Raw genomic sequence first — 19,529 nt, forward strand, 5'->3', positions numbered from 1 at the left:
GAGTGTTCACCGTGAGCCGCCTGCTATTGAACTGCGACATCGGCGAGAGCTACGGCAACTGGACCATGGGTCTGGACGCCGAGGTCATGCCCTTCATTGATTGCGCCAACATCGCCTGCGGCTTCCATGCCGGCGACCCGAGCATCATGCGCAAGACGGTCAGCCTGGCGCTGAGCAACGGCGTAAAGATCGGCGCGCATCCGGCCTATCAGGACCTGGTGGGGTTTGGCCGTCGTTCCATGGCGTACACCGCCCAGGAACTTCAGGACATTCTGCATTACCAGATCGGCGCCCTCGACGGCCTTTGCCGGGCCCAGGGCGGGCGTGTCAGCTACGTCAAACCCCACGGCGCGATGTACAACGACATGATGGCCAACCCGGCGCAATTGCGCGCCGTCCTGCAAGCCGTGGCGTCCTATGACCGGACGTTGCCGCTGATGCTGATGGCCACCCGCGACAACAGCGCCGCACAGCGACTGGGCGAGGAGTACGGTGTCACGCTGTGGTTCGAGGCCTTCGCCGACCGCGCTTACGACAGCGCCGGCATGCTGGTTTCGCGGCAACTGCCGGGTGCGGTGCATCACGATCCGGAAAAAATCATCGAGCAAGCGCTGACCATCGCCCGTGGCGATCACCTCACCGCCAGCGACGGCAGCGCCCTGCGCCTTGAAGCCAACACCCTGTGTGTGCACGGCGACAACGCCAGTTCGGTCGCGGCAGTGCGACGGATTCGCGAAGCCCTCGACCAGCAGAGTGCACCATGAAACCGCGCGTTGAAGTGGTCGCACTGGATTGCCTGATGGTGCGCTTGTTCGATGAGATTGCCGAGGCCAACATGCCATGGATGCTCGCGGCCAGCGAAAACCTGCGGGCGGCGTTTGGTGCACATCTGATTGATCTGGTGCCGTCCTACACGACGTTGATGGTGCATTACGATCTGAGCGCATTGAGCCCGGCCCAGGCCCGGGAATTGATCGCCCTGGCCTTGATTGATCTCACCCCCAACGCCCGTGCCGGCGGCAAATGCCATGTGCTGCCGGTCTGGTATGACCTGAGCGTCGGCCCGGAACTGAGCCTGTTGTCCCGTCGCAGCGGGCTGGCGGTGGATGACGTGATCCGCTGCCACAGCGAGCGCGAGTATCAGGTGTTCGCCCTGGGCTTCGCGCCAGGGTTCGCCTTCATGGGGCTGGTGGAGGAGGTGCTCGCTGCACCGCGCCTGAATACCCCGCGCAAGAAGGTGGCGGCCGGCAGTGTCGGCATTGCCGAGCGGCAGACGGCGGCGTATCCGGTGGTGTCTCCCGGCGGCTGGAACCTGATCGGCCGCACGCCGGCCAGGCTGTTCGACCGCGAGCGCGACGGCTACAGCCTGATGCAACCGGGCGATACGGTGCGTTTCGAAGCGGTCAGCCACGCCGAGTTCATCAACCTGGGCGGTGACGACACGCCACTGGAGGCGCAGGCATGAGCCGTCTATTGATTGAAGCAAGTACCCCGTTGTGCCTGTTGCAGGACGCGGGCCGATTTGGCGTGCGGCATCTGGGCGTGACCCAGGGCGGCGGGCTGGACTGGCGCTCGATGTCCTGGGCCAACTGGTTGCTGGGCAATGGCCTCGACGCCGCCGTGATCGAAATCGCCTTGGGCGGGTTCAGCGTTGTCGCCGAAGAGGATTGCCTGCTCGCGTTGGCGGGGGCGGACCTTGGCGCGCAACTGGACGGTCAGGCGCTGGCGCCGTGGCGCAGTTTCAAGCTGCGCAAAGGCCAGCGTTTGCAATTCACTCAGCCGCTGCTAGGCGCGCGTGCTTACCTGGCGGCGCCGGGCGGTTTTGATGCGCCGAAAGTGTTGGGCAGCAGTGCGACGGTGGTGCGTGAGGAGCTGGGTGGGCTGGACGGCATGGGGCGTGCGTTGGCCAAAGGCGCTTCGTTGAGTTACTCGGCGGATACGCCGTTGCTGGTGCGGGCGCTGCCTGATGAACATGTCCCCGACTTCACGCTCGATGCGCCTCTGGACCTGGTGTTGGGCGCGCAGATCGGCGAATTCAGCGGGCAGAGCCTGTTCGATGCGTTCAACAGCGCCTGGACCCTCGACAGCCGCGCGGATCGCATGGGCATCCGTTTGCTGGGGACGCCGTTGGCGTACCAGGGCAAACCGATGATTTCCGAAGGTATCCCGCTGGGCGCGGTGCAGGTGCCGCCGGACGGGCAGCCGATTGTGCTGCTCAATGATCGGCAGACCATTGGCGGTTATCCACGATTGGGGGCGTTGACGCCGTTGGCGCTGGCGCGGCTGGCGCAGTGTCTACCGGGAGCGACGGTGCGGTTGCGGCCGGTGGTGCAGGAGGTTGCGCATCGGGAGCAGGTCGAGTATCTGCGGCGTTTTCAAAACCGCTAAAAGCATCGCGAGCAGGCTCGCTCCCACAGGTGATCTTCTGCGAACACATAGTTTGTGTGCACGGAAAATCCAGTGTGGGAGCGAGCCTGCTCGCGATTGCGCCCGGACAGGCAACGAAGATTACTTGGAGAGAAACCTCATCCCTTCCTCAAGCCCCCGCAACGTCAGCGGGTACATCTGGTCATCGATCAGATCCCGCACGATATTGGTCGACGACGTATAGCCCCACGTATCTTTCGGGTACGGATTGATCCAGATGAGCTTCTTGTACTTCTCCTTGAACCGTTGCATCCACACGTAACCGGCTTCCTCGTTCCAGTGCTCGACGCTGCCGCCGGCCTGGGTGATTTCATACGGCGCCATCGCCGCGTCGCCAATGAAGATCACTTTGTAGTCGGCGCCATACTTGTGCAGCAGGTCCTGGGTGGAAGTGCGTTCGGAAGTGCGGCGCATGTTGTTCTTCCACACCGATTCGTAAATGAAGTTGTGGAAGTAGAAGTACTCCAGGTGCTTGAACTCGGTCTTGCAGGCCGAGAACAACTCCTCGCAGATCTTCACGTGCGCATCCATCGAACCGCCGATGTCGAACAGCAGCAACAGCTTGACGGTGTTACGCCGCTCGGGGCGCATCTGGATACTCAGCAGCCCGGCATCCTTCGCGGTGTGGTCGATGGTGCCATCGATGTCCAGCTCTTCCGCCGCACCCTGGCGTGCGAACTTGCGCAAGCGACGCAGGGCGACCTTGATGTTGCGCGTGCCCAGTTCCACCGAATCGTCGAGGTTCTTGTATTCGCGCTGGTCCCAGACCTTGACCGCCTTGCCCTGGCGCTTGCCGGCGTCGCCGACCCGGATGCCTTCCGGGTTGAAGCCGCCGGAGCCGAACGGGCTGGTGCCGCCGGTGCCGATCCACTTGTTGCCGCCGGCGTGGCGTTCCTTCTGTTCTTCCAGGCGTTTCTTGAATTCTTCGATCAGCTTGTCCAGACCGCCCAGGGACTGGATCGCCGCCCGTTCTTCATCGGTCAGCGAGCGCTCGAATTCCTTGCGCAGCCAATCTTCGGGAATCAATGCCTGAAGGTGATCGTCGAGTTTTTCCAGGCCGTTGAAATACGCCCCGAAGGCCCGGTCGAATTTGTCGAAATGCTTTTCGTCCTTCACCAGAATCGCCCGGGACAGGTAGTAGAACTCGTCCATGTCGGCGAAGGTCACGCGCTGTTTCAGCGCGTTGATCAGGTCCAGCAGTTCGCGCACCGAGACAGGCACCTTGGCTGCGCGCATTTCATTGAACAGGTTGAGCAGCATGGCGTTAGCCCCTACTTGATCAGCGCTTAGCGGGTGCCGCGACGGCTCATGAACGCCAGACGCTCAAGCAATTGCACGTCCTGTTCGTTCTTCACCAGCGCCCCGGCCAGCGGCGGAATCGCCTTGGTCGGATCGCGCTCGCGCAGCACCGCTTCGCCGATGTTGTCGGCCATCAGCAGCTTCAGCCAGTCCACCAGTTCGGACGTCGATGGCTTCTTCTTCAGGCCGGGCACCTTGCGCACGTCGAAGAACACGTCCAGCGCTTCGCTGACCAGGTCTTTCTTGATGTTCGGGTAGTGCACGTCGACGATCTTCTGCAGCGTGACGCGATCCGGGAAGGCGATGTAGTGGAAGAAGCAGCGGCGCAGGAACGCGTCCGGCAGCTCTTTTTCGTTGTTGGAGGTAATGATGATGATCGGGCGCTTCTTGGCCTTGATGGTCTCGTCGATCTCGTAAACGTAGAACTCCATCTTGTCGAGTTCTTGCAGCAGGTCGTTCGGGAATTCGATGTCGGCCTTGTCGATTTCGTCGATCAGCAGGATCACCCGCTCTTCAGACTCGAAAGCCTCCCAGAGCTTGCCCTTTTTCAGGTAGTTGCGAACGTCGTGGACCTTTTCCGTGCCCAGCTGCGAATCGCGCAGGCGACTGACCGCGTCGTACTCGTACAGGCCCTGATGCGCCTTGGTGGTGGACTTGATGTGCCAGGTGATCAGCTTGGCGCCGAAGGACTCTGCCAATTGCTCGGCCAGCATGGTCTTGCCGGTGCCCGGCTCGCCCTTGACCAGCAATGGACGCTCCAGGGTGATGGCGGCGTTGACCGCCAGCTTCAGGTCATCGGTGGCGACGTAGGCCTGGGTGCCTTCGAACTTCATCTGCTAATCCTCGAACGGTAACACCGACCTGACGGGGCAGGGCGGGGCGGGCGAATTGATGTTGATGCCCGACTATAACGCGCAGCCCCGTCGACTGTGAACGCAGACGGCTTATTCAGTCTCTGAATGGAGCGTCACATCTTGACTCAGTCTTGGCGGCTGGCCAGTATTGAGCTATCGCCATTTTGGCGATAGCTTGCGGAGCATGTCTACTAAATACCGATTTCGCGATACGTACCGCATTCAGTTGCGTGAAAAGGATCATCCGCCGCCCCACGTTCACCTGACCGGTGGCGGGCTCGATGTGATGCTCAGCCTGGAGACCGTCGAGGTGATGGTCGGCAAGGCGCCACCGCTGATTATCAAGGAGGCACTGGAATGGGTCAGGGCCCATCAGGTGCAACTGCTGGAGGACTGGAAACGATGCTACCCATGAAAAGACCGCGGCTATCAGACGTACAGGTGTTGGCGGATTATCGTTTGCTATTGAGCTTTATCGACGGCCAACAACTGACCCTTGATCTGAGCCACGACCTGCAAGCCTATCCGGGGTTGCAACCGTTGCGCGAGGCGCGTGCTTTCAAGGGTGCAACCCTCGGTGATGACGGCTGGAGCGTCGAGTGGCCTGAACAGGACATCCAGATCGGTGCCGATACGTTGTACCTGGACGCACTCGCGCAAAACGCAGCGGATGAAAACACGCGGATCTTCATCGACTGGCGGGCGCGTACCGGGTTGCCGCTCAATCAGGCAGCCGAAGCGTTGGGGGTGAGCACTCGCAGCATCACGCGCTACAGCAGTGGCCGTGAGGCCGTACCCCGATCGCTGGCCCTGGCCTGTCTCGGCTGGGATTTTCTGCAACAGCAGGCGAACCCGGCACGGGCCGCCGAAGATACCGGGCGCTATACGGTCACGCGCAAACCCTAACCGGCTTCCGGCTTCGGCCGTTCATAACGGGCATTGAACGCCTGAATGAAACCATTACGTAAAATCTGCAAAAACGCCTGGAACGCGCTGATATCTTGCCGGTGCACGCTGCCACTCAGCTCCACGCGCGTCGCAAACTGGTTCTTGCCCTGGTTTTTCAGTACGGTTTCGGAGCCACCGACAATGGCTTCCCAAATGGACCGGAACAGCCCTTTATCCTTGTTTTCGACATCCTGTTGCCAGTTGAACACGTCGACGTCTTTCAGCAGCGGCTTGATGTAACCGGTCAACTGAGCCTTCTTGGCCTGGGCTTCGATGACCACATCACCATGCCCGGCATTGAAGTCGAACTTGCCGTAAGCCGAGGCGAAATCATTCATGCGCTTGAGTTCGATGTCCTTGGCACGTAGACGGAACTGGAAGTCTTCGAAGTTGCTCAAGGGATCGAATGTTGCGCTGGTTTCCAGTGGCGCGTGGCCCAGTAACAGCGCTTTGCCATCGAAACGTGCATCGCGCTTGCCTTCCTTGTCGACGACGTTGGTCAGGTTGTAGATGCTTGCGTTGACCTGGGTGGCGTTCATGTTGACGGGCGGCTTGGAATTGAAATTCCGAAAGCTGATCTTGCCGTCGAAGATTCGCACCTCATCGAGAGTGATCGGTGCCAGTTTGCCCAATTGTGCACGCCAGTCGGTGCCCTGACCGGTCTGCGAGTTCTGCTTGTTGGCGCCACCGTCGACGAAGTTCACTTCTGGGTTGAAGAACTGCACCTTGGCCACCACCGCATGGTCGTACAACAGTGAGTGCCAACTGACTGACAAGTCGATCAGCGGTGCGTTGACGAAGGGCACCGGGACCTTGCCGTCGACCTTGACGATTTTCAGCCCGTTGATTTTGTAGGCGCCGCGCCACCAGGCCAGGTCGACGTCGGCGATCTGGCCACGGTAGTCGCCCATGTCGGCGAGCTTTTCGTTCAGGTAGTCACGCACCATGTAGGGCAGGGCAATGTGCAAGGTAATCAGCAGAACAACGAGACCGACGAAGATCCAAAGGGGCCAGCTGTATCGACGTTTCATGGTGGCAAATCTCTGGCGATGTAAACCATTGACTGCGGTGGTCAGCGGACGTTCGACCTGACTGGACGAGCACGGGCAACAGGCATACCGTGGAGGGCTAATTCAATGCTGCATAAGGACCCAGCCATGAGTCGTATTTTCGCTGACAACGCCCATTCCATTGGCAATACGCCGCTGGTGCAGATCAACCGCATCGCCCCGCGCGGGGTCACCATCCTGGCCAAGATCGAGGGGCGCAACCCCGGTTATTCGGTCAAGTGCCGGATCGGCGCGAACATGATCTGGGATGCTGAAAGCACTGGTAAACTCAAGCCGGGCATGACCATCGTCGAACCGACCTCCGGTAACACCGGCATTGGCCTGGCGTTCGTCGCCGCTGCTCGGGGTTACAAGCTGATGCTGACCATGCCGTCGTCCATGAGCATCGAACGTCGCAAGGTGCTCAAGGCGCTAGGTGCCGAGCTGGTGCTGACCGAGCCGGCGAAAGGCATGAAGGGCGCGATCGAAAAGGCTACCGAGATCGTCGCCAGCGATCCGTCCCTCTATTTCATGCCAGCGCAGTTCGAAAACCCGGCCAACCCGGCCATTCACGAGAAAACCACCGGTCCGGAAATCTGGAACGATACCGACGGTGCTGTCGACGTATTGGTGGCGGGTGTCGGAACAGGCGGAACCATTACCGGGGTTTCGCGGTATATCAAGAATACCCAGGGCAAACCGATCCTTTCGGTGGCGGTCGAGCCCGTGGTTTCGCCGGTGATTACCCAGGCGTTGGCGGGTGAGGAGATCAAGCCGAGTCCGCATAAAATCCAGGGTATCGGCGCCGGTTTTGTGCCGAAGAACCTGGACCTGTCGATCGTCGATCGGGTTGAACTGGTCACCGACGACGAATCGAAGGCGATGGCCCTGCGCTTGATGCAGGAAGAAGGGATTTTGTGCGGCATTTCCTGTGGTGCTGCGATGTCGGTGGCTGTACGTCTGGCGGAAACACCGGAAATGCAGGGCAAGACGATCGTGGTGATTTTGCCTGACTCAGGCGAGCGTTACCTGTCGAGCATGCTGTTCAGCGACCTGTTTACCGAGCAGGAAAATCAGGCGTAAACGACCAGGGTTTTTGGGTCTTGTTTTTGAGGGGGGAATGGGGCTGATTCAGGTCAGCCGCCGTTCAGGAGACTTATGGTAAGAAGTGCTTTATTGCACAATCGTCAACACTGAATGTTGAGTTATGCGGGTTTTTCCCGAGGCCGGTAATGTTTATCATGGCGGCCTGCCACGTCGGGTAAATGGCGTTGTGCAAAGTTGTTTATTCTCAAGGAGTTGTGGATGACCTTTTCCTTTGCCGCGAAGGCCTCGCTGTTGCTGCTGTTCCTCGGCAGTACCCTCTATGTGCATTTGCGTGGCAAGGCGCGTTTGCCGGTCCTGCGTCAGTTCGTCAACCACTCGGCGCTGTTCGCGCCCTACAACGCCTTGATGTACCTGTTCTCCAGCGTGCCCTCCAGGCCGTATCTGGACCGCAGCAAATTTCCTGAGCTGGATGTGCTCAAGGACAATTGGGAAGTCATTCGCGACGAAGCGATGCACCTGTTCGATGAGGGCTACATCCGCGCCGCCGAAAAGAACAACGACGCCGGATTCGGCTCGTTCTTCAAGAAAGGCTGGAAGCGTTTCTACCTCAAGTGGTACGACAAACCACTGCCTTCGGCCGAAACCCTGTGCCCGAGAACCGTGGCACTGGTCAGCAGCATTCCCAACGTCAAAGGCGCCATGTTCGCCTTGTTGCCGGGCGGCAGCCATCTCAACCCGCACCGCGATCCATTCGCCGGATCCCTGCGTTATCACCTGGGGTTGTCGACCCCTAATTCCGATGATTGCCGGATCTTCGTCGATGGTCAGGTCTACGCCTGGCGCGATGGTGAGGATGTGATGTTCGACGAGACCTATGTGCACTGGGTCAAGAACGAAACCGAGAAAACCCGGGTGATCCTGTTCTGCGACATCGAACGTCCGTTGAGCAACCGCCTGATGACGCGCATCAACCGCTGGATCAGCGGCTGGCTGGGCCGTGCTACCGCACCGCAGAATCTCGATGATGAACGGGTTGGCGGGATTAACAGAGCCTACGCCTGGAGCAAGAATTCCAGTGACAAGGTCAGCGGTGTGGTCAAACAGTGGAAGCGTCGCAATCCGAAGGCTTACCGCGTGCTGCGGCCGGTGCTGGCGGTGGTGGTGCTGACGTTGTTGGGGTATTGGTTGTTTGGGTGAGGTCGTTCCCCGAGGAAAAAACCGCTCTTTATCGAGCGGTTTTTTTTGCCCCGACTTTCATCGACGTCTGGCGAGCACGTCAGGTTGTTCAGCGTTGATTCCCGTCGCGACTGTCGTTGTCCAGGTCGTTGCAATTTATGTCGGGCGCTGGTTATAGTCGGCGCTCGGTGATGTCCATTCACCGTCCACCTCATCAAAAAAGATCAGCCCATGCCAGCTTCTCTCATCAACGCGGTAGTCGATTCAGCGGTCAACGCTGGCGTCGTGCCGTGCGGGAATCAGCAGCCTGTGCAGATCAGTCATTACCCCCCACCTGTCCGTAGCACGCCGGTGTACGCAGTCGTATCACCGCCGGGCGTTGGCGTTTCGGGCTGATCAGCTTTCTCTGCTGTTCCCTGCCTGACGTTCGCCTGAAAAAACTACTGGATTTCAGCTTCGGCTGAGTTGGCTTTTTGCCTGACTACAGGTGGTCTTCATGTTTGTCCTTTCGAAAAAATCCGCGCTCGCGGCGGCGTCCACGAGCCTGTTTGTCCTGCTGTGGAGCAGCGGGGCGATCTTCTCAAAATGGGGCCTGGCCCACGCGTCACCGTTTGCCTTTCTGCTGATCCGCTTCGCCATCGCGTTGTGCGGGCTGGTGCTGCTGGTGCCGTTACTCAAGCTGAAACTGCCCAAGCGCGGCAAACCGATGCTGTATGCCCTGGCCACGGGGGTGGTGTTGCTGGGGGCTTATCAGATTTTTTATCTGCTGGCCCTGGACCTGAAAGTTACGCCGGGTGTGATGGCCACCATCATGGGGGTGCAGCCGATTCTCACGGTGGTGATCATAGAGCGACAGCGATCCGCCAGTCGTTTGTTTGGCCTGATGCTGGGGCTGGCTGGGCTAATCATGGTGGTTTACCAGGGGATTGGTTTGGCTGGCATGTCTCTGGCTGGGATGCTCTTTGGTTTGCTGGCGCTGGGGAGCATGACGCTGGGTTCAATCATGCAGAAACGCATCACGGAAAATCCCCTTGGCACGTTGCCGGTGCAGTACCTCGCGGGGATGTTGCTGTGTGGGGTCTTTGTGCCGTTCCAGCCTTTTCATTTCGAGCACAGCAGTGGCTTTATCGTGCCGGTGTTGTGGATGGGGTTGGTGGTGTCGGTGTTGGCGACGTTGTTGCTGTACCGGTTGATTGCTCGGGGCAATCTGGTGAATGTCACCAGTCTGTTCTACCTGGTGCCAGCGGTGACGGCGGTGATGGATTATCTGTTTTTCGGGAATCGGCTGGCGGTGTTGAGCATGCTTGGGATGGTGTTGATCATTGTTGGGTTGGTGTTTGTTTTTCGTAAGAGTGGGTGAGGTGGTTGGGGGGGCATATCCGTTTTTGGGGTGATGGCTGAGATTGTTTTCGCCCTTACGGCGAGTTACTTGGAGAAACGGAACGCCGCCCGGCGCCAAGTAACCAAGCGCTTTTGCCCCTTTCGTTCGGTGCCTCGCTAATGCTCGGCATGCCCTCGTTCCGGTCCTGCTCCGTGGGCCCGCCGCCATCGGCCATCCATGGCCGGGGGCGGCTACCGCGGCATCCCTGCCGCGGTGCCCACTGCGCAGAACCTCCACTCGGCCTCTCGAGGGGGCGACCACCGCCACAGCCGCCGAGGCGGCCTTAAAGCCGACCTGGCTCTTCGGTGTCCGCGTTCCCCTCCGGATCTGTACACCAATCCCCTGTAGGAGCCGGCTTGCTGGCGATGGACGTCAACGATGTCGCGGGCTGTCTGGATGAACGCGGTGCCTGGGCGTTTTTCGCCAGCAAGCTGACTCCTACAGGGGATCGGGTTCGCACGGTCAAAACTGTAGGAGCCGGCTTGCTGGCGATGGACGTCAACGATGTCGCGTGCGGTCTGGATGAACGCGGTGTCCGGGCGTTTTTCGCCAGCAAGCCGGCTCCTACACGGGGATTGGGTTCACACGATTCAAAACTGTAGGAGTCAGCTTGCTGGCGATGGACGTCAACGATGTCGCGGGCTGTCTGGATGAACGCGGTGTCTGGGCGTTTTTCGCCAGCAAGCTGGCTCCTACAGGGAATCGCGTACGCTTTTGATCTCCACCACTCATCAGGCCGAGCGTTAGCTCGCCTTGGCTTTTGATCTTGCGATGCACGCCCCCTCGAGAGGCCGAGTGGAGGTTCTGCGTAGTGGGCAACCCGGCATGGATGCCGGGTTAGCCGCCCCCGGCCATGGATGGCCGATGGCGGCGGGCCCACGGAGCAGGACCGGAGCGCGGGAACCCTGAGCGTTAGCGAAGGGCCGAACGAAAGGGGCAAGAGCCCTTGGTTACTTGGGGCTTTTCCAAGTGACTCGCCGTAAGGGCGAAACCAATAGCCGCCGTTACCGAAACAACGGATATGTACACAGACCCAAAGGCCTACTTGCCAAGCGCATGCTCAGCCCGCACCGAATTCATGAACGCCTGCATCGCCGATGACTGAATACGATGCCGCCGGGTAATCAACCCATACGGCGGCAACCGCGCTTCAAACTTGATCGGCAATACCGCCAGCAAATCACGCCCCGGATAATCCTCGACCACCGACACCGGCGTGACGCCAAGCATGTCGGTCTGCTGGATCAACGACAGCAAGGTCATGATCGATGTGGTCTCGACGATGCTGCTGGGAATGTCGACCCGCGCATTGTGGAACACCTGATTGATGATCGCGCGCATCGGGCTCGGTTGCTGTTGCAGCACCCAGGTCATGTTCTGCAGTTCCGCCCAACTCAGGTTTTTCTCCTTTGCCAACGGATTATGCGCACCGGAAATCACGCACAGCGCTTCCTCGCCCAGGCTGTCGAACAGCAATTCTTCCGCCCGCGCGCCCGCTGGAATCCGCCCCAACACGATGTCGAGTTGGTCCTGCAAAAGTGCCTGGACCAGCACGTCGCTGGTGTCGACCTGGATGCTCATCGATAACCGTGGGTGGCTCTGTTTCAAGGTGGCGATGGTGCGGGTCAACAACCCCGAGGCCAGCGCCGGAATCGCCCCGACCGCAACCCGCCCGAGGTTGCCGGATTCGAGCGCAACCAGTTCTTCACGCATGCCGCTGAGTTCGGCAAACACCATGCGCGCGTAGTAGATGACCGTCTCGCCGAACGGGGTGGAGCGCATGCCCCGCGGCAGGCGTTCGAAGAGTTCGACGCCGAGCAGATCCTCGGCCTCGTGCAGCATTTTGGTCGCCGCCGGTTGGGTCATGCCGATGTGATCGGCGGCGCGGCGCAAGGAGCCGAATTCCTGCAGCGCCAGCATCAGCCGTAATTGGCGCAGACGCAGTCGACTGTGGATCACGTTGGCTTCTGGAATTCGGGTCATGGGCTCGACTCGCAAAAAAGACTGCGGCAAGCCTGACAACAAATGTCAGGCGTTGCCAGCATTGCTGTGTCACAGCACCGATTTGGTCTTGGCGACGTGAGGTTTGCGCAGGCCCATCAGGCCGCCCAGGGCTTTGGAAATCAGCGGCCAGAACAGCATCAGCAGCGCCGCCGTGGTCAGGCTGCCCACCAGCGGGTTGGACCAGAAAATCCCGATGTGCCCGTCAGAGAACAGCATCGACTGACGGAACGCATCTTCAGCCTTGTCGCCCAATACCGCCGCCAATACCAGCGGGGCAATCGGATAGCCGAGTTTCTTGAACAGATAACCCAGCGCGCCGAAGCCCAGCATCAGCACCACGTCGAAGAACGAGTTGTGCACCGAGTAGGCACCGATGGCGCAGACCATGATGATGATCGGCGCGATGATCGAAAACGGAATGCGCAGGATCGAGGCGAACAGCGGCACGGTAGCCAACACCACGATCAAACTCACCACGTTGCCGAGGTACATGCTCGCAATCAGGCCCCAGACAAAATCGTGCTGCTCGACGAACAGCGTCGGCCCAGGGTGCAGGCCCCAGATCATCAAGCCGCCGAGCATCACCGCCGCCGTGGCAGAACCTGGAATCCCGAGGGTCAGCATCGGCAGCAGGGCGCTGGTGCCCGCCGCATGGTCAGCGGTTTCCGGAGCGATCACGCCTTCGAGTTCGCCCTTGCCGAAGTTCTCGCGATTCTTCGAGAAACGCCGCGCCAGGCTGTAGCTCATGAACGAAGCCGCTGTCGGTCCGCCGGGCGTGATGCCCATCCAGCAGCCGACCAGCGTGCTGCGCAAAATCGTCCACCAGTAACGCGGCAACTTGGCCCAGGTGCGCAGGATGACCATCGGTGTAATGCGCGCATGTTCGCCGCGAAACACCAGGCCTTCCTCGACCGTGCAAAGGATTTCGCCGATGCCGAACAGGCCGATCACCGCCACTTCGAAACTGATGCCGGTCATCAGGATCGGCTGGTCGAACGTCAGGCGCAGATTGCCGGACACGGTGTCCATGCCGACCGCCGCCATGGCGAAACCGATCATCATCGCCACCACGGTTTTCAGCGGCGGGTTCTTGCTCATGCCGATGAAGGTGCAGAACGCCAACAGGTACACCGCGAAGAATTCCGGTGAACTGAACGACATGGCGAAGGCAGCAATCTTGGTCGACAGAAAGGTCAGCAGCAGCACACCAGCCAGCGCGCCGAGCAGGGCCGAACTGAACGCCGCGGTCAGCGCTTCCGCCGCACGGCCTTCGCGGGCCATCGGGTAGCCGTCGAACGTGGTCGCCACCGATGAGGGTTCTCCGGGGATGTTGAACAGGATCGAGGTGATCGAGCCGCCAAACAGTGCACCCCAATACATGCACGACAGCAGGATGATCGCCGACACCGGCGACATGGTGAACGTCAGTGGCAGCAACAGGGCCACGCCATTGGGGGCACCGAGGCCGGGCAATACGCCGACCAGGATGCCCAGCAGCACGCCGATCACCATCAGGCCGATGTGGCCCGGGGTCAGGATCAGGTTCATGCCTTGCAGCAGGGAATCGAACTCGCTCATTTGAAATATCTCCCGGCCAGGGCAATCCAGTCGCCCAGCGGGCCGGCATCCAGCGGCACCTTGAACCACAGCGCGAAAATCAGGTAGCTGGCCAGCACCGCGCCGAGGGCTACGGTGGCGATCATCCACTTGCTGTAGGGCTTGTCGCGGACCTTGTCACGCCACATGAACCAGGCGATGAAGCAGGCCGAGGCCACGTAGATGCCGGTGAACGGCATGGCACCGACGAACAGCGCAATCGGGACGAACACCGACAGCACTTGCTTGAACGCGCTGCGGCTGACGAATGAAATGCTCAGGGCTTGCCAGCGCACCAGGGTCAACACGCCGTTGGCCACGCTTGCGGCGCTGAGCATCAGGCCGATGTAGAAAGGGAAATAACCCGGCTCGGGGCCGGAATCGCCCCAGCCGATACCTTGTTCGACACTGCCGAACATCACCACCACGCCGATCAGCGCGGTGAAGAGTGTCAGGCCGAGCTCGACCCAGCGGGTACCGACCAGCGCCGGTGAATCCGAAGAATGGGACATGAAGACACCTCCAGAGGTGACGGCCGTGCGCAGGCGCACGGCCGTGGGCAACTCAGTTTTTCAGCCAGCCGGCTTCTTTGAACACCGGGGTGACGCGGGCGGTGTCTTTCTCGATGTAGGCGGTCAGTGGCTCGCCTTCGAGGAAGGTCGGCACCAGCGCGTTCTGCTTCACGTAGGCCTTGAACTCAGGGGTCTCGGTGACTTTGCGCATCAGCTCGACATAGAACGCGCGCTGTTCGGCGGTGACTTCGCCGGGCATGAACACGGTGCGCGGGAAGCGGTACTGATCGATGCCCAGGCCCTGTTCGTGACAGGTCGGCACGTCGGCCCAGGATTTGTCGCCGGCGACTTTTTCGGTGTAGCTCATGCGTTCTTTACTGAACACGCAGAGCGGCTCGACCTGGTCACCGCGCCATTGGCTGATGCTTTCGCTGGGGTTGTTGACGTTGGCGGCGATGTGTTTTCCGGCCAGTTGGGTCGCGGCTTCGCTGCCGCTCTTGAACGGGATGTACACCAGTTTGCTGTGGGTGGTCTGGTTCAGCAGCAGGGTGAGGGTCTGGTCGACATCCTTGGACTGGCTGCCGCCCATGCGCAGGTTCGACGGGTCAGCCTTGACCGCCGCGTAGAAACCTTTGGCGTCCTTCCACGGCGCGTCCTTGTAGCTCCAGAGAATGAAGTCGTCCTCGGCGACGGCGGCGACGGGGGTCAGTTCCTGCCATTGGTAACCGAGCTTGGACACCAGTGGCAGCAGGTAGATGTTGTTGGTGCCGATCACCAGTTTTTCCGCATCGCCCTTGTTCATTTTCAGGTCGAGGAACGCTTCGGCGCCATTGCCGCCGCCCTTGTTGAGGACGATGGTATTGACGTCGAGCAGCTTGTGGGTGGTGATGATCGACTGGATCAGACGGCCGAGCTGGTCAGTGCCGCCACCGGGGCCACCGGCCACGACGATTTCGACGTTCTTGTCGGGTTGCCAGGCGGCCTGAGCGAGAGCGGGAAGGGCGCCGGCGGCGATCAGCGAGCAACCAAGAAACAGACGGGATGTGCGACGGACGAATGCATTTCGCATGGAAGGGCCTCGTTTTTGTAGTTGTTATGAGTGACTTGTCGGTGCGGTAAAGCTGCAAGCCTGGCCTGAGTGTGGGAAGCGTCCGTCGCCGCGTCTAGTCAAAACAATACATACACCGATAGCCTGGGGTTATCGCTCGGACAATTTCACGCGATCCTTGTAGGAGCGAGCTTGCTCGCGATGAGCTCAATGACACCGCGGGGAGTCAGGTTCCCCACGTAATCGTTGACGACCATCGCGAGCAAGCTCGCTCCTACAGGGAAATGTATTTCTGCTTGCAAGGCCGCTGAAAGCAGACTGTGACATAACCCAAGGCTATCGCCTTATTTCAAGTTTTGATTAGACGGTTATCAGTGAGCCTTCGATAGTGCTCGCCAATGCCGAAAAAAACGCAGCGCAACTGTAGGAGCCGGCTTGCTGGCGATCGCGGTGGGCCAGGCGCTATCAATGTTGACTGATACACCGCAATCGCCAGCAAGCCGGCTCCTACAGGTCAGTGTTTGCAACTTCACAAAAATAATAAATAGAGGTACGCACCATGGCCCGTCCCAGTGCTTCCCTGCAATTGCCCGGCGCAGTTGCCCAGCCCGTCACCGCGGCCACACCGCTGACCGGCACCACCAAGGCCAGCAGCGTGCGCTGGCGGATCTTCGCGATCATCTTCGCGCTGACCATGGTCAACCTGATCGACAGGGTGTCCCTGTCCATCGCGATGCCGACCATCGCCCATGAATTTTCCCTGTCACCGAGCATGCAAGGCCTGATCCTCAGCAGCTTTTTCTGGGCTTATGCGCTGTTGCAGATTCCCGGCGGCTGGATGATCGACCGCTTCGGCCCGCACCGCGTGATCAGTTGGTCCACCGGGTTGTGGGGGACGTTCCAGGTGCTGGCGGCATTCGCTACCGGCGGCTTGTCATTGCTGTTCGCCCGCGTCGCTCTCGGTGCCGCCGAGGCGCCTTTGTTCCCGTCCGGCGGCAAGCTGATTTCGCTGTGGCTGGCCCCGAGCGAACGCAGTCGCGGCGCGGTGCTGATGGACAGCGGCAGCCCGTTGGGCGTGGCGCTCGGCGGTTTGATCATCGCCTACCTGATTGCCTCGCTGGACTCATGGCGCCTGGCGTTCGTGATCGCTGGCATCGCGACACTGGTGCTGGCGTGGCTGGCGCGGCGTTACCTGCGGGATGACCCGGCCAGCCATCCGCAAGTGAATGCCGAAGAGCTGGAGAAGATCAACGCCGGGCGTGCCACGCCGGCTGCCGAAGCCGCGCGAGTGCCGGTCAAGGGCCTGGGCATTGCCGCGCGTTCCCTGAGCGGTTTGCTGATCGGCCGCGCCAGTTGGGCGATGGTGTATTTCGGCCTGCTGACCTGGGGCCCGAGTTACCTGGCACAGGCTCGCGGCTTCGATATCAAGGGCATCGGCGCCGCCACCTTCGTGATTTTCGTTTGCGGTGCGCTGGGCTCATTGACCGGTGGTTTCCTCTGCGACGGGCTGATCCGCAAAGGCGTCAGTCGGGGTGTCGCGGTCAAGAGCCTGCTGGCGTTTTCCGGCCTGGTTGCCCTCGGCGCGTTCCTGTTGCTGCCGACCTTGAGCAATCCTTTTGCCGCCGTGGCGTTGTTGGCCATGACTGCATTTTTCCTGATGTGGGGCAGCCTCTACTGGAGCTTCCCGGCGTTGCTGGCGGCGCCGGCGCGGGTCGGTCTGATCGGCGGCGTGATGAACATGGCCGGTAGCACCGGCGGGATTGCGGTGCCGATCCTGGTCGGCGTGATCCTGCAAATGGCTGGAGGTTTTGCGCCGGTGCTGGGGTTCTTCGCGGCGTGTTCGGCAGTCTTCGTATTCGCCACATTGTTCATCAGTCTCGACGAGGTGCGGCATGACTAAGCTGTATGACGGTCCGATCATCGATGCCCATCACCACTTCTGGGACCCGACGATCAATCACCACCCGTGGCTCGCGCCCGAAGCCGACATCCCGTTTCGCTACGGTGACTACAGCGCGATCAAGCGGCGCTATTTTCCCGACGATTATTTCGCCGACGCGGGCGCGCATAAGATCGTGCAGACGGTATATGTCGAGACCGAGTGGGACCCGCGGGACCCGATTGGCGAAACCCGTTTCATCGAAGGTCTGGCCGCGCGGTACGGCGTCCCCAATGCCATCGTTGCGCAAGCCTGGCTCGATCATCCGGACGCCATCGCAGTGCTCACCGAGCAGGCCAGTTTCAAGGGCGTGCGCAGCGTTCGCCACAAGCCGGGCGGGCCGACCTCGACCGCGCAGGTCGGCCATGTGCGTAGCCTGATGAGCGATGAACGCTGGCGCCGCAGTTACGCCGCGCTGCAAGGGTTGGGGTTGCATTTCGATTTGCAGACGCCTTGGTGGAACCTGTTCGAAGCCGAACGCCTGGCCCGGGACTTTCCCGGCACCACGCTGATTCTCAACCACGCCGGTTTGCCCAATGACCGCAGCGCCGAAGGCCTGGCGGGCTGGCGTCTGGCGATGGCACGGTTGGCCGAGTGGCCGAACGTGCAGGTGAAGATTTCCGGGCTGGGCCTGCAAGGGCGGGCGTGGCGCGCCAAAGACAACGCGTGGATCGTGCGCGAAGTGATTGCCATGTTCGGCACCGATCGCGTGATGTTCGCCAGCAACTTCCCGGTGGACAGCCTGTGTGGCTCGTTCGACGACATCTACAGCGGTTTCAAATCCATCGTTGCTGACCTGCCACGGGCGGATCAGGAACGCCTGTTCTACAGCAACGCGCAGCGGGTCTATCGCTGCGAGCCTTGCGCCATTGACCGTACGTGGCCCGAACCTTTGAGGAGTGAAGCATGAACAAGACAACCATCGCCATGGTCCTGGGCGACCCGGCCGGTATCGGCCCGGAACTGATCGCGCGCCTGCTCGCGGAACCTCAGGTTCGCGCCCAGGCCAACGTGATCCTGATCGCCGACGAAGCGGAAATGCGTCGCGGCATGCGCATCGCCGGGGTGGAGTTTCCGTACCGGCGTGTCGAGTCGCTGGACCAGCTGTCGTTTGTCGATGACACGCCGCTGTTCTATGACTTTCGTGGCGACACCGTCGGTGAATTCCCGCGCAGTGAAGCCAGTGTCATTGGCGGCCGCTACAGCCTCGACACCCTGGAAAAAGCCCTGCGCCTGACCGAGGCCGGCACCACCGGCGCGGTGTTGTTCGGGCCGCTGAACAAGACCTCGCTGCACATGGCCGGCATGGCGCACAACGATGAACTGCACTGGTTCGCCGAGCTGCTGGATTTCCACGGGCCGTTCTGCGAGTTCAACGTGCTCGACAACCTCTGGACCTCGCGGGTGACCTCCCATGTGGCGCTGTCAGAGGTGCCGGGGATGTTGACGCAAGCGCGGGTGGTGGAAGCGATCCAGTTGATCGACACCGCGCTCAAACGCAATGGCCTGGAGAAACCACGCATCGGCGTGTGTGGCTTGAACCCGCACAACGGCGACAACGGTTCGTTCGGTCGCGAAGAGCTGGACATCATCGGCCCGGCGGTGCGCTCAGCGCAGGCGTTGGGTATCGCAGCGGAAGGGCCGTATCCGGGCGACACGATTTTCCTCAAGGTCCAGGGCGATGCGAGCGCGTTTGATGCGGTGGTGACGATGTATCACGACCAAGGGCAGATCGCGATCAAGTTGATGGGCTTCTCCCGCGGCGTGACGGTCCAGGGCGGCCTGCCGATCCCGATCACCACCCCGGCCCATGGCACCGCGTTCGATATCGCCGGCCAGGGCAAGGCGAACGTCGGCGCGATCCGCCAGGCCTTCGAAATCGCCTGCCGGATGGGCACCAACAACTACTGACCCCCCGCAAAACCAACTGACACACCGCAACCCTTGTAGGAGCCGGCTTGCCGGCGATAGCGGTCCGACAGACACCCATGAAGTGCCTGGCGGACCGCCATCGCCGGCAAGCCGGCTCCTACAGTTTTCGGTGGTGTAGCCAAAATTTGTGGACCATGCAAAACCCTGTAGGAGCTGGCTTGCCAGCGATTGCGGTCTGACAGACACAGGTGAAGTGCCTGTCAGACCGCTATCGCCGGAACGCCGCCCGCAGCAAGCCGGCTCCTACAGTTTTGTGTGGGCTCTGATAACTCGATCTAGGCAATAAACGCACTTACCTATCACCCCAGGTTATCGAT

At 60.7% G+C, this 19,529-nt stretch carries 19 protein-coding genes; 12 read left to right on the forward strand and 7 right to left on the reverse strand.

Annotated features, from left to right (window positions below; genetic code table 11):
• Positions 1–11 precede the first annotated feature (11 nt).
• From ACF6ZU_RS19790 to ACF6ZU_RS19800, 3 genes are read left to right on the forward strand one after another with little or no spacing between them, the layout of a single operon-like run.
• On the forward strand, positions 12–764 hold the full coding sequence (locus ACF6ZU_RS19790) for a 5-oxoprolinase subunit PxpA (RefSeq protein ID WP_392886228.1): 753 nt from the start codon (positions 12–14) through the stop codon (positions 762–764).
• On the forward strand, positions 761–1,465 hold the full coding sequence (locus tag ACF6ZU_RS19795; protein ID WP_392886230.1) for an allophanate hydrolase subunit 1: 705 nt from the start codon (positions 761–763) through the stop codon (positions 1,463–1,465). The genes ACF6ZU_RS19790 and ACF6ZU_RS19795 overlap by 4 nt, the downstream gene beginning before the upstream one ends.
• Complete coding sequence (locus ACF6ZU_RS19800) at positions 1,462–2,388, forward strand: biotin-dependent carboxyltransferase family protein (RefSeq protein ID WP_392886232.1); 927 nt, start codon at positions 1,462–1,464, stop codon at positions 2,386–2,388. The genes ACF6ZU_RS19795 and ACF6ZU_RS19800 overlap by 4 nt, the downstream gene beginning before the upstream one ends.
• Before the next feature lie 120 nt (positions 2,389–2,508).
• On the opposite strand, the gene ACF6ZU_RS19805 is transcribed toward ACF6ZU_RS19800, so the two are convergent.
• Both ACF6ZU_RS19805 and ACF6ZU_RS19810 read right to left on the reverse strand, forming a co-directional pair.
• Positions 2,509–3,687, reverse strand: coding sequence for a VWA domain-containing protein (locus ACF6ZU_RS19805; RefSeq protein WP_008035063.1), 1,179 nt, complete (start codon positions 3,685–3,687; stop codon positions 2,509–2,511).
• Positions 3,688–3,713: 26 nt separating this feature from the next.
• Positions 3,714–4,559 (reverse strand): MoxR family ATPase, encoded by an 846-nt coding sequence (locus ACF6ZU_RS19810; RefSeq protein ID WP_010462104.1) that lies wholly within the window; start codon positions 4,557–4,559, stop codon positions 3,714–3,716.
• A gap of 205 nt (positions 4,560–4,764) precedes the next feature.
• On the opposite strand from ACF6ZU_RS19810, the gene ACF6ZU_RS19815 reads away from it, so the two are divergent.
• Together ACF6ZU_RS19815 and ACF6ZU_RS19820 are read left to right on the forward strand one after the other, a co-directional pair.
• A complete protein-coding gene (locus ACF6ZU_RS19815; protein WP_033047627.1) occupies positions 4,765–4,995 on the forward strand; it encodes a DUF4160 domain-containing protein in 231 nt (76 codons plus the stop codon).
• Entirely contained in the window at positions 4,983–5,486 is a 504-nt protein-coding gene (locus ACF6ZU_RS19820; RefSeq protein WP_392886235.1) for a DUF2442 domain-containing protein, read from the forward strand. Before ACF6ZU_RS19815 ends, ACF6ZU_RS19820 begins: the two co-directional genes overlap by 13 nt.
• Here the strand turns inward: ACF6ZU_RS19820 and ACF6ZU_RS19825 are convergent.
• Entirely contained in the window at positions 5,483–6,559 is a 1,077-nt protein-coding gene (locus tag ACF6ZU_RS19825) for a DUF748 domain-containing protein (RefSeq protein ID WP_392886237.1), read from the reverse strand. The two genes, ACF6ZU_RS19820 and ACF6ZU_RS19825, sit on opposite strands and share 4 nt — an antisense overlap.
• A gap of 126 nt (positions 6,560–6,685) precedes the next feature.
• Between ACF6ZU_RS19825 and cysK the strand changes: the two genes are divergently transcribed.
• The 4 genes from cysK to ACF6ZU_RS19845 all read left to right on the forward strand — a co-directional run bounded on the left by cysK (position 6,686) and on the right by ACF6ZU_RS19845 (position 10,783).
• On the forward strand, positions 6,686–7,660 hold the full coding sequence (cysK, locus tag ACF6ZU_RS19830) for a cysteine synthase A (RefSeq protein ID WP_392886238.1): 975 nt from the start codon (positions 6,686–6,688) through the stop codon (positions 7,658–7,660).
• A gap of 222 nt (positions 7,661–7,882) precedes the next feature.
• The gene (locus ACF6ZU_RS19835; protein WP_392886240.1) at positions 7,883–8,821 is read left to right on the forward strand and encodes an aspartyl/asparaginyl beta-hydroxylase domain-containing protein; all 939 of its coding nucleotides are present in this window, start codon (positions 7,883–7,885) and stop codon (positions 8,819–8,821) included.
• A 475-nt stretch (positions 8,822–9,296) separates the two neighbouring features.
• Positions 9,297–10,160 (forward strand): DMT family transporter, encoded by an 864-nt coding sequence (locus ACF6ZU_RS19840; protein WP_392886242.1) that lies wholly within the window; start codon positions 9,297–9,299, stop codon positions 10,158–10,160.
• Positions 10,161–10,546: 386 nt separating this feature from the next.
• Complete coding sequence (locus tag ACF6ZU_RS19845) at positions 10,547–10,783, forward strand: hypothetical protein (protein WP_392886244.1); 237 nt, start codon at positions 10,547–10,549, stop codon at positions 10,781–10,783.
• Between the two features lie 439 nt (positions 10,784–11,222).
• Here ACF6ZU_RS19845 and ACF6ZU_RS19850 read toward each other — a convergent pair whose 3' ends face one another.
• The 4 genes from ACF6ZU_RS19850 to ACF6ZU_RS19865 form a co-directional block, all read right to left on the reverse strand.
• Complete coding sequence (locus ACF6ZU_RS19850; RefSeq protein WP_392886246.1) at positions 11,223–12,164, reverse strand: LysR family transcriptional regulator; 942 nt, start codon at positions 12,162–12,164, stop codon at positions 11,223–11,225.
• Between the two features lie 69 nt (positions 12,165–12,233).
• A complete protein-coding gene (locus tag ACF6ZU_RS19855) occupies positions 12,234–13,763 on the reverse strand; it encodes a tripartite tricarboxylate transporter permease (RefSeq protein ID WP_392886247.1) in 1,530 nt (509 codons plus the stop codon).
• Positions 13,760–14,293 carry a tripartite tricarboxylate transporter TctB family protein gene (locus ACF6ZU_RS19860; RefSeq protein WP_392886248.1) on the reverse strand — a complete coding sequence of 178 codons (534 nt, stop codon included), beginning with the start codon at positions 14,291–14,293 and terminating at the stop codon, positions 13,760–13,762. The genes ACF6ZU_RS19855 and ACF6ZU_RS19860 overlap by 4 nt, the downstream gene beginning before the upstream one ends.
• A gap of 52 nt (positions 14,294–14,345) precedes the next feature.
• A complete protein-coding gene (locus tag ACF6ZU_RS19865; RefSeq protein WP_392886249.1) occupies positions 14,346–15,362 on the reverse strand; it encodes a Bug family tripartite tricarboxylate transporter substrate binding protein in 1,017 nt (338 codons plus the stop codon).
• Positions 15,363–15,900: 538 nt separating this feature from the next.
• On the opposite strand from ACF6ZU_RS19865, the gene ACF6ZU_RS19870 reads away from it, so the two are divergent.
• From ACF6ZU_RS19870 to ACF6ZU_RS19880, 3 genes are read left to right on the forward strand one after another with little or no spacing between them, the layout of a single operon-like run.
• Positions 15,901–17,241 carry an MFS transporter gene (locus tag ACF6ZU_RS19870; RefSeq protein ID WP_392886251.1) on the forward strand — a complete coding sequence of 447 codons (1,341 nt, stop codon included), beginning with the start codon at positions 15,901–15,903 and terminating at the stop codon, positions 17,239–17,241.
• Entirely contained in the window at positions 17,234–18,190 is a 957-nt protein-coding gene (locus ACF6ZU_RS19875) for an amidohydrolase family protein (RefSeq protein WP_392886253.1), read from the forward strand. The genes ACF6ZU_RS19870 and ACF6ZU_RS19875 overlap by 8 nt, the downstream gene beginning before the upstream one ends.
• Positions 18,187–19,191 (forward strand): 4-hydroxythreonine-4-phosphate dehydrogenase PdxA, encoded by a 1,005-nt coding sequence (locus tag ACF6ZU_RS19880; RefSeq protein ID WP_392886255.1) that lies wholly within the window; start codon positions 18,187–18,189, stop codon positions 19,189–19,191. The genes ACF6ZU_RS19875 and ACF6ZU_RS19880 overlap by 4 nt, the downstream gene beginning before the upstream one ends.
• The last annotated feature ends 338 nt before the right edge of the window (positions 19,192–19,529 follow it).

It is taken from the genome of Pseudomonas migulae, assembly GCF_043225285.1.
Taxonomy (GTDB): domain Bacteria; phylum Pseudomonadota; class Gammaproteobacteria; order Pseudomonadales; family Pseudomonadaceae; genus Aquipseudomonas; species Aquipseudomonas migulae_C.